Genomic DNA, 13,524 nt, shown 5'->3' on the forward strand with positions numbered 1-13,524 from the left:
GGGAAATCGCCGGGTACTAACCCTGATCAATCGATCTGGGCCGACCAGCGGTCCCAGTCCGCCAGGGCGCGCCGGTCCTGCTTGGTAGGGCGGCCCTGCACGATGCTGGCGGCCGGCTCGGGTGCCAGGCGGCGCGCCTCGGCGGCGCGCTCGCGCGCGTCGATGCTGTCCGGCGTTTCTTCATAGAGGGCCTGGGCCTGTGGCGCCGGGCCGCGGATGTGGCTGAGGCCGCGCACCAGCAGCTCGCGCTCGATGACGCCCTGGCGCAGGTGGATGCGGTCGCCCAGCCGGACCTCGCGCGAGGCCTTCGCGGACTGGCCGTTGACGGTGACCCGGCCTTTCACGATTTCCTCCACCGCGAGGGCGCGGGTCTTGTAGAAGCGCGCGGCCCAGAGCCATTTGTCCAGGCGCAGGCCGCTCGCTGCAGCATCTTTCTTCATGGCGCGATTGTCGCCGATGGAGGCCCTCAGCCGGCCAGGGGCAGGCTCACGCGCGCATCCATGCCGGTGATCTGCCCGTCCTTCAGGTGATTCTCAACGCGGTTCTCAAGCCGGATCTGCCCGCCCAGCGAGCGCACGATCTCCTGGCAGATCGCCAGGCCCAGGCCGGTGCCGCGACCCGGCTGGCCGGCGGCGAAGGGCAGGAAGAGCTGGGCTTGCTGGGCCGGCGACAGCCCCGGCCCGCTGTCGGCGACGAGCAGTTCGGCCCGCCCCTGCTCGCAGCGCAGCGTGATGCCCAGGCGCCCCGCCACCGGCGTGTAGCTGATGGCGTTGTGCAGCAGATTGCGCGTCAGCTCGCGCAAGGCCCATTCGTGGCCGGCCACGGCGGCGGGGTCGGTGGCGATCTCGAAGTCCAGCTGCTGCTCGGCGATCAGCGGTGCCAGATCCAGCGCCACCGCGCGTATCAGCTCGGCCCAGTCCTGCACGGGCAGGGGCTCGGCCGACTGGCGCAGCTGCTCCACCTTGGCCAGGGCCAGCATCTGGTTGGCCAGCCGGGTGGCGCCGTCCACCGTCTGCTCGATCTCGCGCAGCGCTTGCGCGGCCGCCACGTCGCCGCGCTGCGCCGACTGCACCTGCGCCTTCAGCACCGCCAGCGGCGTGCGCAGCTGGTGCGAGGCGTCGCGCACAAAGCGCTTCTGGTGCGCCAGCAGCAGGGCTTGGCGACCCAGCGCGTCGTTGGTGGCGGCAATCAGCGGCATCAGCTCGCGCGGCGCCTGGGGCAGCTCGATGGGCGAGAGGTCCTGGGCGTCGCGCGCCAGGATGGCGTCGCTGAGCTTGCGCACCGGCCGCGTCGCCGCCGCCACCACCCACCACACCACCGCGGCAATCACCGCCAGCAGGGCCGCCTGGCGCCACAAGGTGTCCAGCAGCAGCTGGCGCGCCAGGGCCTCGCGCAGCTCCAGGGTCTCGGCCACCTGGATGGTGGCCAGGCCTTGGCCGGTCAGTCCGGCCACCGGCTGCAGCAGCACCGCCACGCGCACCGCCTGGCCCTGGTAGACGTCGTCGTAGAAGTCCACCAGCGCGGCGTAGTTGCCGCGCAGGGGCAGGGTGCCGTGCCAGCCGGGCAGGTCGGCAAAGCCACCCACCATCTCGCCCTGGAAGCCGCTGATCTTGAAGAACATGCGGCTGCGGTTGTCGGCCTCGAAGGCCTCCAGCGCCGAGTAGGGCAGGTTGGCCTGCAGGCGCGGCGCCTCCACCGTGCCCTTGACCTCCAGCAGCTCGGCGATCGCCTTGGCCGAGGCCAGCAGGGTGCGGTCGTAGGCAGTGTCGGCGGCGTCGAGGGCCTGCTGGTACAGGCTGGCGGCGTTCACCATCACCAGCAGACCCACCGGGATCAGGATGCCCAGCAGCAGGCGGCTGCGCATGGACAGGCGCTGCAGCCGCGCCGCCAGCCTCATGATTCGGCCTTGAGCAGATAGCCCAGGCCGCGCAGGGTCACCAGGCGCGCGGCGGTGCCGGCCAGGCGCTTGCGCAGCCGATAGGCCACCACCTCGATGGCATCGGGCTGCACGCTGGACTCGTCCGGAAACACCAGCTCCGACAGGCGCTCCTTGGTGACGGCCTGGCCGGGGCGCGCCAGCACGGCGCGCAGCAGCGCGTGCTCGCGTGGCGGCAGCTCCAGCGCCCGGCCCTGGTGGTAGACGGCGCCGCTCTCGGCATCGACGCGCAGGCCGCAAAAGCCCTCGGTCTCGCGCTCGCTGCCGGCGGCGGCGCCGCGCCGCGCCAGGGCGCGCACTCTCGCCTCCAGCTCGTCGAGGTCGAAGGGCTTGGTCAGGTAGTCATCGGCGCCGGTATTGAGGCCCAGGATGCGGTCGCCCACGGTGGCGCGCGCGGTGATCACCAGCACCGGCGTGCGCAGGCCCTCGGCGCGTGCGGCGGCCAGCACGTCCAGGCCATCGCGGCCGGGCAGGCTGAGGTCCAGCAGCACCACGTCGGGCAGGGCCGCCTGCCAGCGCGCCAGCGCGCGCTCGCCATCGGTGCAGGTCTGCACCAGCATGCCGCGCCGCTCGAAGGAGCGCTGCAAGGTGGTCAGCATGCTCGGGTTGTCTTCGATCAGCAGCAACTTCATGCCGCCACCTTAACAGCGCGGCGGCCGGTGCCGCAGCGGGCCGGCCCCTGTGGTTTTCCCGGGCGCCGCGGACAGCGGTTTGACAGCTTGGCTGGCCACCATCGTGGTGCATTCCTACAAACCACGGAGACAAACCGATGACACCGACAAAACTCTTCCGCCGCGCCCCCCTGGCCCTGATGCTGATGGGCGCCTGCACCGGCGCGGCGTTGGCACAGTCCAGCGTGACCGTGTTCGGCGTGCTCGACCTGGGCGTGCAGCGCCTCACGAACGGCAGCAAGTCGGTGTCGCTGCTGAGCATCGACGGCATGCAGACCAGCCGGCTCGGCTTCCGCGGCACCGAGGACCTGGGCGGCGGCCTCAGCGCCAGCTTCCATCTGGAGGGCGCGATCGGCCCCGATACCGGTGCCGGCGGCGATTGGCGCCGCCGCGCCACGGTGAGCCTGGCCAGCACGACGGCAGGCGAAGTTCGCCTCGGCCGCGACTACACGCCCACCTTCTGGAACATCAGCCGCTTCAACCCCTTCGGCACCAACGGCGTGGGCGCGGCCAGCAATCTGGTCTACGGCTTCGATGGCGCCTCCGGCAGCGCCAAGACGGTGGTGCGCTCGGACAACTCGGTGGGCTACTTCCTGCCCGGCGGCCTGGGCGGGGTCTATGGCCAGGCGATGGCGGCCGCGGGCGAGGGTTCCACCGGCAAGTACCTAGGCATGCGCCTGGGCTATGCGAGCGGCCCGCTGGACGTGGCGGTGTCGGTCTCCGACACCACCAACACCGCCGCCGGCGACAAGTTCAAGGTGGCCAGCCTGGGCGCCAGCTACGCGCTCAACGAGCTGAAGCTGTTCGGCCTGCTGCACACCAGCAAACAGGCCAGCAAGAAGCAATCGAACTGGGTGCTGGGGGCGACGTACGCGATCGGCAAGGGCACGCTGCGCGCCAGCTATGTCAGCGCGCATCTGACGAATGCGGCGCCGGCCACCGACTACAAGGGTCAGCAGCTTGCCCTTGGTTACGTATATGCCCTGTCCAAGCGCACCTCCTTGTATGGCACGATGTCTCGGGTGAGCAATAGCGCCACGGGCAAGTACCTGATCCCCGGTGGCTCGTCCGTGGCGGCCGGCCAGGGATCGCGCGGTACCGAGCTCGGCATCTATCACTCGTTCTGATCGTCCGGTCTGCACAAAGAACAGGAGACAGCCATGCGTCGAGACCAATTTCTGAAATCCCTGGCGGCCCTGGCCGCCACCGGCACCCTGCCTCTGGGGGCTCAGGCCGCGGGGGCCAACCTCAAGATGATGATCCCCGCCAACCCGGGCGGCGGCTGGGACACCACCGGCCGCGCGCTGGGCAAGGCCCTGCAGGACGCCGGCCTTGCGGCCTCGGTGCAGTACGAGAACAAGGGCGGCGCTGCGGGTGCGATCGGTCTGGCGCAGTTCGTCAATGCGGCCAAGAGCGACCCGAACGCGCTGATGGTGATGGGCGCGGTGATGCTGGGCGGCATCATCACCGGCAAGCCGCCGGTGAACCTGAGCCAGGCCACGCCGGTGGCCCGCCTGACCAGCGAGTACAACGTCTTCGTCGTGCATGCGGCCTCGCCGCTCAAGACCATCAAGGACGTGGTCGAGCAGATGAAGAAGGATCCCTCCAGCGTCAAATGGGGCGGCGGCTCGCGCGGCTCCACCGAGCACATCGCCGCGGCGATGATCGCGCGTGAGGTGGGCGTGGACGCGTCCAAGATCAACTATGTGCCCTTCCGCGGCGGCGGCGAGGCCACGGCCGCGATCCTGGGCGGCAACGTCACCGTCGGCGGCAGCGGCTATTCCGAGTTCTCGCAGTACATCGACAGCGGCAAGATGCGCGCCCTGGCGGTGACCTCGCCGACGCGGCTCAAGGGCGTCAACGTGCCGACGCTGAAGGAGCAGGGCATCAATGTCGAGATCGGCAACTGGCGCGGCGTCTACGCGGCACCGGGCATCACGCCCGAGCAGCACAAGGCGCTCACCGACATGGTGACGGCGGTGTTCAGGAACAAGGCCTGGATCGAGGCGCTGGAGAAGAACAGCTGGACGCCGGCCCTGCTGACCGGCAAGGCCTTCGCCGACTTCGTGGACCAGGAGTTCGCGATGCTGCGCGCCATCATGGCCAAGTCCGGCATGATCTGAGGGCGCTGCCGTGTCGGAAACCGCTGCTCCTCTCTCTTCCACCCAGGTGCTGCACCAGACCCTGGTTGGTGTGGGCGCCCTGCTGGTGGGCGCCGTGATGGCCTATGGCGCCAGCTTTGTCTCGGCCGAGGCCGGCTATGCGGGCGTGGGCCCCAACGCCTTGCCCTGGCTGGTGTCGGCGGTGCTGCTGCTGTGCGGCGCCTGGCTGATCTGGGAGGCGCGCAGCGGTGGCTATCGCGTCATGCAGAAACCCTCCGGGGGCGAGCGCGCCGACTGGCGTGCCGTCAGCTGGGTGGTGGCCGGCATCGTCGCGAATGCCTCGCTCATCACCCAGATCGGTTTCGTGCTGGCCTGCAGCCTGTGCTTCGCATTGGCGGTGCGTGGCATGCGCGTGGCCGAGGGCAGGGGCGCCGGCGATGCGCGCCAGACCCTGATCGACGGCGTGACCGGGCTGCTGATCGCCGCGCCGGTGTTCTGGATGTTCACCAAGCTGTTGGCCATCAACCTGCCGGGCGTCACCAGCGGCGGCTGGATCTGAGGATAGCGAGCCGATATGGAACTCTGGAACCAACTGCTGGGCGGCTTTGCCACTGCCGGCACACCCATCAACCTGTTATGGGCCTTTCTGGGCTGCGCCATCGGCACGGCCATCGGCGTGCTGCCGGGCCTGGGCCCGGCGGTGACGGTGGCGATGCTGCTGCCGATCACCTCGCAGGTGGAGCCCACCGCCTCGATGATTTTCTTTGCCGGCATCTATTACGGTGCCATGTACGGCGGCTCCACCACCTCCATCCTGCTCAACACCCCGGGCGAGACCGGCACCATGGTGACGGCGCTGGAGGGTTTCAAGATGGCCAAGAACGGCCGCGCCGGCGCGGCGCTGGCCACCTCGGCGATCGGTTCCTTCGTGGCCGGCACGATCGCGACCGTGCTAGTGACGCTGTTCGCGCCGGTGGTTTCGGACTTTGCCGTCACGCTGGGCCCGCCGGAGTATTTCTGCCTGATGCTGCTGGCCTTCACCACCGTTAGCGCGGTGCTGGGCGCCAGCACCTTGCGCGGCATGACGGCGCTGTTCATCGGCCTGGCCATGGGCCTGGTGGGCCTGGACCAGATCACCGGCCAGGTGCGCTACACCGCGGGCGTGCCCGAGTTCATGGACGGCATCGAGGTGGTGCTGGTGGCGGTGGGCCTGTTCGCGGTCGGGGAGACGCTCTACAACGCGCTCTACGAGGGCCGCGAGGAGCAGAACCTCAACAAGCTGAGCAGCGTGCACATGACGCGCAGCGAGTGGAAGCGCTCCTGGCCCGCCTGGCTGCGCGGCACCTTCATCGGCTTTCCCTTCGGCACCATCCCGGCCGGCGGCTCCGAGATCCCGACCTTTCTGAGCTATGCCACCGAGCGCAAGCTGTCGCAGCACAAGGAGGAGTTTGGCAGCACCGGCGCCATCGAGGGCGTGGCGGGGCCGGAGGCGGCCAACAATGCGGCGGTGACGGCCACCCTGGTGCCGCTGCTGACCCTCGGTATCCCGACCTCGGTGACCGCCGCCATCCTGCTCAGCGCCCTGCAGAACTACGGCATCCAGGCCGGCCCGCAGTTGTTCCAGACCTCGTCGACCCTGGTGTGGGCGCTGATCGCCTCGCTCTACATCGGCAACGTGATGCTGCTGGTGCTGAACCTGCCGATGGTGGGGCTGTGGGTCAAGCTGCTGAAGATTCCCAAGCCGCAGCTCTATGCCGGCATCCTGATCTTCGCCACCGTGGGTGTGTACGGCATGCGCCAGAGCGCCTTCGACCTCTACCTGATGCTGGCCATCGGCCTGCTTGGCGTGGTGATGCGGCGCTTCGACTTCCCCACCGCGCCGGTGGTGGTGGGCATGATCCTGGGCCCGCTGGCCGAGGCCCATCTGCGCAATGCGGTGGCGATCGGCGGCGGGCACTGGTCGGTGTTCGTCGAGCGGCCGCTCTCGCTGGGCCTGCTGGTGCTGGTGGCGGTGGTCTTGCTGCTGCCGCGCTTTCTGCGCTGGCGTGCGCGGGCGCGGCGCCGCTGAGGCTCAGCGGCTGGCGCCGGCGTCCAAGGCGCGCTGGCGCTGCTGCTGCAGCTCGGCGGCCGCGCTCGGCGTCTTGCTGGGCCAGCCCTGCAAGTGGCGCTCGGCCAGCTCGGCCAGGGCGCGCATGCCGGCCGGGCTGTCGTTCAGGCAGGGGATGTAGCTGAAGCGTTGGCCGCCCGCGTTCTTGAAGGCCTGCTGCGCTTCCTGGGCGATTTCTTCCAGCGTTTCCAGGCAGTCGGCGCTGAAGCCCGGGCAGATCACGTCCACCGATTTCAGGCCTTGCCGGGCCAGCTGGATCAGGCTGGGTTCGGTATAGGGCTCCAGCCACTTGGCCTTGCCGAAGCGGCTCTGGAAGGTCACCAGGTACTGCTCCTTGCTCAGGCCCAGGGCCTCGGCCAGCAGGCGGCCGGTCTTCTGGCATTCGCAGTGATAGGGGTCACCCAGGGCGAGGGTGCGGGCGGGCATGCCGTGAAAGCTCATCAACAGCTTGTCGCCGCGGCCCTCGCGCTGCCAGTGGCTGCGCACGCTCTCGGCCAAGGCGGCGATATAGGCAGGGTCGTCGTGGTAGCGGTTGACGAAACGCAGCTCGGGCAGGTGCCGGGTCTTGAGTGCCCAGCGCGCCACGTCGTCCACCACGCTGGCGGTGGTGGCGGCGGAATACTGGGGATAGGCGGGCAGCACCAGCACGCGCGTCACGCCTTCGGCCCGCAGGGCATCGAGCTGGGCGGCGATGGCGGGCTGGCCGTAACGCATGGCGTAACGCACCACCAGCTGGTGCCCGCGCTGGCCCAGCTGGCCTTGCAGGAGCTTGGCCTGCTTCTCGGTCCAGACCTTCAGCGGCGAGCCCTCGGGCGTCCAGACGCTGGCGTACTTGGCGGCCGACTTGGCCGGGCGCACGCGCAGGATGATGCCGTGCAGGATGGCCAGCCAGACCAGGCGCGGAATCTCCACCACGCGCGGGTCGCCGAGGAACTGCGCCAGGTAACGGCGCAGGGCCGGCGCGGTGGCCGCCTCGGGCGTGCCGAGGTTGCAGAACAGCACGCCGATCTTGGGCGCGCTGCCGTGGCTGAAGGCAGGTTCGGACTGGAAGCTCATGGAGAAGAAGGTTCAGCCCTTCAGGCGTGAGGTGCCCAGGGGCAGGGGTTCGGTGTCGGCAAAGTGCAGCACCTCGAAGCGCACCGTCGGCGAGGTGGCGTCCAGCGGTGCGCTGCCCAGGCCGATCACGCCGCTGCCATGCAGGGTGCAGGAGCCGCGCCGCAGGCTGACGATTTCACCGTCGCTGCCGAAGCGCACAAAGGTGCCGTTGTAGCTGAGGTCGGTGAGCGAGAAGCTGCCGCCATGCCAGTCGATGCGGGCGTGCGAACGCGACACGCGGCCATCGGTGATGCAGTAGGTGGCCTGGGTGCTGCGGCCCAGCACGATGGGCATGCTGTCGATATCGAAGACGCGGTCCAGGTCCAGCCAGACCAGGCGGATGCCATCCGGATCCATCGAATGCACCACCTCGCCGAACTGGGTGGCGGCCGCATCGCTGGAGGGCGCGCCGTCCAGCACATAGACATGCACTGGCTCGGCGCGGCCGCGCACCGCGATGCGGTCCAGGCTGCGAAAGCGCGACTTGGTATTGCTGGCCACGCCCTGCAGCACCTCGGCGGTGATGAGGATCTCGTTGTCGCCCGCGTGATCCAGCAGGCGCGCGGCCACGTTGACGGCGTCGCCAAAGCAATCGCCGCCCATCTCGACCACCTCGCCGCGTGCCAGGGCCACCTGCAGGCGCAGGGCCCGCAGCCCCGGCGAGGCACCGTGCTGGCGGCCGCGCGACACCACCTTCTTCAGCAGCTCATGCATCTGGATGGCGGACTTGACGCCATCGCGGGGGGTGTCGAACACCGCCATCAGGCCGTCGCCCAAGGTCTTCACCAGACGGCCGCCGCAACCATCGACGGCCTGGCCGATCAGGCTCACCGTGTGCGTCACCACCGAGGTCGCTTCGGCGTTGCCCAGGGTCTCGAACAAGCCGGTGCTGCCGCGCAGGTCGGCAAACAAGACGGTGCGATCCCGTATCTGGGTCATGGGCGGGTGGTCGAGGTGGCGGCTGTGAACTAAGTCTCAGTGTAGCCCGGCCTCCGTGACGGCCATTGCAGCGAAAACGCGAAGTACTGCGCAGCAAAGGAAAAGGCCGGCGCGTGGCCGGCCTTTGCTGGGCAGTTGGTACCGCTCAGAGATTGTCGAGGTAGGTGCGCAGCTTGTCCGAACGGCTGGGGTGCTTGAGCTTGCGGATCGCCTTGGCCTCGATCTGGCGGATGCGCTCGCGCGTGACGTCGAACTGCTTGCCGACTTCTTCCAGCGTGTGGTCCGTGCTCATCTCGATGCCGAAGCGCATGCGCAGCACCTTGGCTTCGCGCGGGGTCAGCGAGTCGAGGATGTCCTTCACCACATCGCGCAGGCCGGCCTGCATGGCGGCCTCGATCGGCGCGGTGTTGTTGGTGTCCTCGATGAAATCGCCCAGATGCGAGTCGTCGTCGTCGCCGATCGGCGTCTCCATGGAGATCGGCTCCTTGGCGATCTTCATGATCTTGCGGATCTTGTCCTCGGGGATCTCCATCTTCTCGGCCAGCGTCGGCGCATCCGGCTCGAAGCCGAATTCCTGCAAGTGCTGGCGCGAGATGCGGTTCATCTTGTTGATCGTCTCGATCATGTGGACCGGGATGCGGATGGTGCGGGCCTGGTCGGCGATCGAACGCGTGATGGCCTGGCGGATCCACCAGGTGGCGTAGGTCGAGAACTTGTAGCCGCGACGGTATTCGAACTTATCCACGGCCTTCATCAGGCCGATATTGCCTTCCTGGATCAGGTCCAGGAACTGCAGGCCGCGGTTGGTGTACTTCTTCGCGATCGAGATCACCAGGCGCAGGTTGGCCTCGATCATTTCCTTCTTGGCGTCGCGCGAGGCCTTCTCACCCTCGTTCATGCGCTTGTTGATCTCTTTCAGATCATCGAGCGGCACCACCGCGCGGGCCTGGATGTCGATCAGCTTCTGCTGCAGTTCCTGCACCGGCGGTAGGTTGCGCGACAGCACGGTGCTGTAGGGCTTGCCGGCCGCCACTTCCTTCTCGGCCCATTGCAGGTTCAGCGCATTGGGCGGGAACACCTTGATGAAGTGCTCCTGCGGCATGCCGCACTTGTCCACCACGATCTTGCGCAGTTCGCGCTCGTAGCGGCGCACATCGTCCACCTGCGAGCGCAGGATGTCGCACAGGCGCTCGATGGTCTTGACGGTGAAGCGGATCGTCATCAGCTCGGCGCTGATGGCGTGCTGGGCCTTGTCGTAGGAGGCCGAACGGTAGCCGTCCTTCTCGAAGGCCTTGCGCATCTTGTCGAAGTTGGTCGACAGGTTGTCGAACTTCACCAGCGCGGCGTTCTTCAGCTCCTCGAGCTTCTTGGTCAGGGCCTTGGAGCCGCCGTTGCCGTCGTCGTCGTCCTCTTCATCGAACTCGTCGAAGTCTTCCTCGGCCACATAGTCGTCGGCCTCGTCGTCGGAGACGAAACCGTCTACCGATTCGGAGATCTGCATCTCGCCGGCGCGGATCTTGGCGGCGATCGAGAGAATCTCGGCGATGGTGGTGGGCGAGGCCGAGATGGCCAGCATCATGGCCTGCAGGCCACCTTCGATGCGCTTGGCGATTTCGATTTCGCCCTCACGCGTGAGCAGCTCCACCGTGCCCATTTCGCGCATATACATGCGCACCGGGTCGGTGGTGCGGCCGAACTCGGAGTCCACCGTCGACAGCGCAGCTTCCGCGGCTTCTTCGGCTTCTTCCTCGGTGGCTGTGGGCGAGGTGCTGCCCTGGATCAGCAGGGTGGCGGCGTCGGGCGCCTGCTCGTACACCGCGATGCCCATGTCGTTCAACATGGACACGATGGCCTCGAGGATTTCCTCGTTGATGAGCTTTTCGGGCAGGTGGTCGTTGATTTCCTGATGCGTCAGGAAACCGCGCGTCTTGCCCATCTTGATCAGGGTCTTGAGCTCCTGGCGGCGCTTGGCGACTTCTTCTTCCGTCAGCGCCGTTTCGTCCAGGCCGAACTCGCGCATCAGCGCGCGCTCCTTGGCGCGGCTGACCTTCATGCGCAGGGGCTTGGCCTTGGGCTTGTCCTCGGCCGCTTCTTCCACCTCGGCATCCGCCTCGGGCTCGCCTTCCAGATCGGCTTCCAGATCGGAGAGGTCCACTTCCTCTTCGATCGGCTTGGCCTTGGCGCCGGCCTTCTTGGTCTCGGTGGCTGCCTTGGGCTTGCGACCGCGCTTGGGCTTGTCTTCGGCCGTGGCCGCAGCAGGTGCAGCGGCGGCTGCCTTGCTGGCCTTGGTGGCCTTGGCAGGTTTCTTGGTCTCTTCGACCAGAGTGTCAGCCTGTTTCTCAGCCTTTGGCGCGGTCTTCTTGGCAGTCATGCAGTTCCTCGGATGGGGTATTTGGGCGGCGCAATGCAAGCGGCCACCTGAGAGCTCAGCGCGAAAACTCCGAAGGAGTGATGCGGCGCGATCATGCCCAGGCGGCAAAAACATGGGCCTCGCAGCCTGGATAGATGCGGGCATCTGGCCAGGCCACAAGGCTTTGCGCGTGCAAGGCTAGCGTGAACGTTTGAGAACGCAGCCCTTAAGCGGATAAAGGTGGCCTGATACCTCTATGTAGGTGCCCAGGGTCAGTGGGTGGCCGGTTCCGGAAGGTGCTGCCGTCACTCTTGACGCGCGAAAACCCTTAATTATCTGCCAAGAACGCGGGTCCGTCAAAGAATTTGACGTCAGGCCGCGCTCAGCAGCCGGATCTGTTCGTGCAATTCCTTCAGTCTGACCAGGGTGTCCGGGCCGACCGGCGCGCTGGCCAACTGGCTGGCCTCGCCCTTGAGCCGGTCCAGCCAGAGCTTGCGCAGGAGTTGCTGCAGATCCTCGAACTGCAACTCCTCCTCTTCCATGGCATCGAGCCGGCCGCCGCAGGCGCGGCGTGCGGCCTCCAACTGGCCTTCCTCGGCCAGGCTGACCTGCAGCACGGACCAGGCGCAGGCGCCGTGGTTGACCAGGAAGCGCTCCAGCCATGCCACCAGGTCGCCATGCACGCCGGGCAGTTCGTGCAGCAGCTGATGGTCCTGGTCGCTCAGGCGCTCCCACCATGCGCTGTGCAGGAGCAGCATGCGCAGCGCATGGTCCATGGGCGCGGCGGGCTGCTGGCGCGGTGTGCCCAGGGTCGGGTCGTCATCCTGACCGCGGCGCTTCCAGTCCTTCTTCCAGGGCTTGCGTTCGCCGCCGGCCTGCTCGGGGCGGCGGCGCGGGGCCGCGGGTGCGGCCGGCGCGGCGGGTGCACCCAGATCGTCGTAATGCTCGGGAGGCGGCGCCCAGTAGTCGTCGGGCGGATGGCCCTGTTCGTGGCTGGCCGCGCGCGCGGACTGCGGCGCGCGGGTCTGCCACAGATCCATCAATTCCTGATCGGGCAGTTGGGCGCGCCGCGCCAGGTCGCCCAGCAGTTGGCGGCGCAGCAGCCCCTGCGGCAGGGCCTCCCACAAGGGCTTGGCCTGCGCCAGCAGGCGCGCGCGGCCCTCGGCGCTGCCCAGGTCGAGCCCCTCGGAGCAGGACTCCAGCAACTGGCGCGAGAGCGGGATGGCCTCGGCGACGCAGCGCTCGAACGCCTCCGCGCCGAGCTCGCGCACATAGGAATCAGGGTCGTGCTCGCTGGGCAGGAACAGGAACTTGACGCTGCGCACGTCGGTGGCATGGGGCAGGGCGGCCTCCAGCGCGCGGCCCGCGGCGCGCCGACCGGCGGCGTCGCCGTCGAAGCTGAACACCACCGATTCGGTGAAGCGGAACAGCTTTTGCACATGCTCGGCCGTGCAGGCCGTGCCCAGCGTGGCGACGGCGTTGTTGAAGCCGTGCTGGGCCAGCGCCACCACGTCCATATAGCCTTCCACCACCAGTGCATAGCCGCGCTGGCGCAGGCCTTGGCGGCCCTCGTACAGGCCGTAGAGTTCGCGCCCCTTGCTGAAGACCGGGGTCTCGGGCGAGTTGAGGTATTTGGGCTCGCCCTTGTCGAGCACACGGCCGCCGAATCCGATCACCTCGCCCTGCACATTGCGGATCGGGAACATGATGCGGTCGCGGAAGCGGTCGTAGCGCTTTTGCTCCTCGCCCTCGTCGCCTGACGTGATGACCATGCCGGACTCGGCAAGCAGCGGGTCGTCGTAGGACGGGAAGGCGCTTGCCAGCGCACGCCAGCCCTCGGGCGCATAGCCCAGCCCGAACTGGGCCGCGATCTGACCGGTGAGGCCGCGCTGCTTCAGGTAGTTGATGGCGCGCGGGCTTTTCTTCAGCTGCGCGCGGTAATGCTCGCCGGCCCTGGCGAGCACGTCGGTCAGGCTGGCCTGGCGCTGCTTCTGCGCCTGCGCGCGTTCGCGCTCCTCGGCGCTGCGCTCGTCCTGCGGCACCTGCATGCCGGTCTGCTGGGCCAGGTCCTCGACCGCCTCGACAAAGCCGGCGCCGGTGTGCTCCATCAGGAAACCGATCGCATTGCCGTGCACGCCGCAACCGAAGCAGTGGTAGGTCTGGCGCGTCGGGCTGACGATGAAGCTGGGCGACTTCTCGCCATGGAAGGGGCACAGGCCCTTGTGGTTGATGCCCGCTTTCTTGAGCTCGACATGGCGGCCGACGACCTCGACGATGTCGACACGGGAAAGCAGGTCCTGGATAAAGCCGGGTGGGATCACCGG

Annotated in this window: 11 protein-coding genes; 4 read left to right on the forward strand and 7 right to left on the reverse strand. The window is 68.1% G+C overall.

Annotated elements, in window-relative coordinates:
* Window positions 1-26: 26 nt before the first annotated feature.
* The 3 genes from AC3WQY_RS01535 to AC3WQY_RS01545 are packed head-to-tail and all read right to left on the reverse strand — an operon-like array spanning window position 27 to window position 2,568.
* The gene (locus AC3WQY_RS01535; protein WP_285232871.1) at window positions 27-440 is read right to left on the reverse strand and encodes an RNA-binding S4 domain-containing protein; all 414 of its coding nucleotides are present in this window, start codon (window positions 438-440) and stop codon (window positions 27-29) included.
* A gap of 26 nt (window positions 441-466) precedes the next feature.
* Window positions 467-1,897, reverse strand: a complete 1,431-nt coding sequence (locus AC3WQY_RS01540; RefSeq protein WP_285232870.1) for a sensor histidine kinase — start codon at window positions 1,895-1,897, stop codon at window positions 467-469.
* The gene (locus tag AC3WQY_RS01545; RefSeq protein WP_492705226.1) at window positions 1,894-2,568 is read right to left on the reverse strand and encodes a response regulator transcription factor; all 675 of its coding nucleotides are present in this window, start codon (window positions 2,566-2,568) and stop codon (window positions 1,894-1,896) included. Before AC3WQY_RS01545 ends, AC3WQY_RS01540 begins: the two co-directional genes overlap by 4 nt.
* Window positions 2,569-2,705: 137 nt before the next feature.
* On the opposite strand from AC3WQY_RS01545, the gene AC3WQY_RS01550 reads away from it, so the two are divergent.
* From AC3WQY_RS01550 to AC3WQY_RS01565, 4 genes are read left to right on the forward strand one after another with little or no spacing between them, the layout of a single operon-like run.
* A complete protein-coding gene (locus tag AC3WQY_RS01550) occupies window positions 2,706-3,734 on the forward strand; it encodes a porin (protein ID WP_492705228.1) in 1,029 nt (342 codons plus the stop codon).
* Window positions 3,735-3,767: 33 nt separating this feature from the next.
* Entirely contained in the window at window positions 3,768-4,730 is a 963-nt protein-coding gene (locus AC3WQY_RS01555) for a Bug family tripartite tricarboxylate transporter substrate binding protein (RefSeq protein WP_285232867.1), read from the forward strand.
* A gap of 10 nt (window positions 4,731-4,740) precedes the next feature.
* On the forward strand, window positions 4,741-5,268 hold the full coding sequence (locus AC3WQY_RS01560) for a tripartite tricarboxylate transporter TctB family protein (protein ID WP_492705231.1): 528 nt from the start codon (window positions 4,741-4,743) through the stop codon (window positions 5,266-5,268).
* Between the two features lie 15 nt (window positions 5,269-5,283).
* Window positions 5,284-6,777 carry a tripartite tricarboxylate transporter permease gene (locus AC3WQY_RS01565; protein ID WP_492705233.1) on the forward strand — a complete coding sequence of 498 codons (1,494 nt, stop codon included), beginning with the start codon at window positions 5,284-5,286 and terminating at the stop codon, window positions 6,775-6,777.
* A gap of 3 nt (window positions 6,778-6,780) precedes the next feature.
* Here AC3WQY_RS01565 and hemH read toward each other — a convergent pair whose 3' ends face one another.
* From hemH to dnaG, 4 genes are all read right to left on the reverse strand, one after another.
* On the reverse strand, window positions 6,781-7,872 hold the full coding sequence (gene hemH, locus AC3WQY_RS01570) for a ferrochelatase (RefSeq protein ID WP_492705235.1): 1,092 nt from the start codon (window positions 7,870-7,872) through the stop codon (window positions 6,781-6,783).
* Between the two features lie 12 nt (window positions 7,873-7,884).
* Window positions 7,885-8,850, reverse strand: a complete 966-nt coding sequence (locus tag AC3WQY_RS01575; RefSeq protein WP_285232863.1) for an adenylate/guanylate cyclase domain-containing protein — start codon at window positions 8,848-8,850, stop codon at window positions 7,885-7,887.
* A 145-nt stretch (window positions 8,851-8,995) separates the two neighbouring features.
* Window positions 8,996-11,221 carry an RNA polymerase sigma factor RpoD gene (rpoD, locus tag AC3WQY_RS01580; protein ID WP_492705237.1) on the reverse strand — a complete coding sequence of 742 codons (2,226 nt, stop codon included), beginning with the start codon at window positions 11,219-11,221 and terminating at the stop codon, window positions 8,996-8,998.
* 350 nt (window positions 11,222-11,571) lie between these two features.
* A complete protein-coding gene (gene dnaG / locus AC3WQY_RS01585; RefSeq protein ID WP_492705239.1) occupies window positions 11,572-13,521 on the reverse strand; it encodes a DNA primase in 1,950 nt (649 codons plus the stop codon).
* Between the last annotated feature and the right edge of the window lie 3 nt (window positions 13,522-13,524).

It is taken from the genome of Roseateles sp. FW301-B2 (assembly GCF_058788955.1).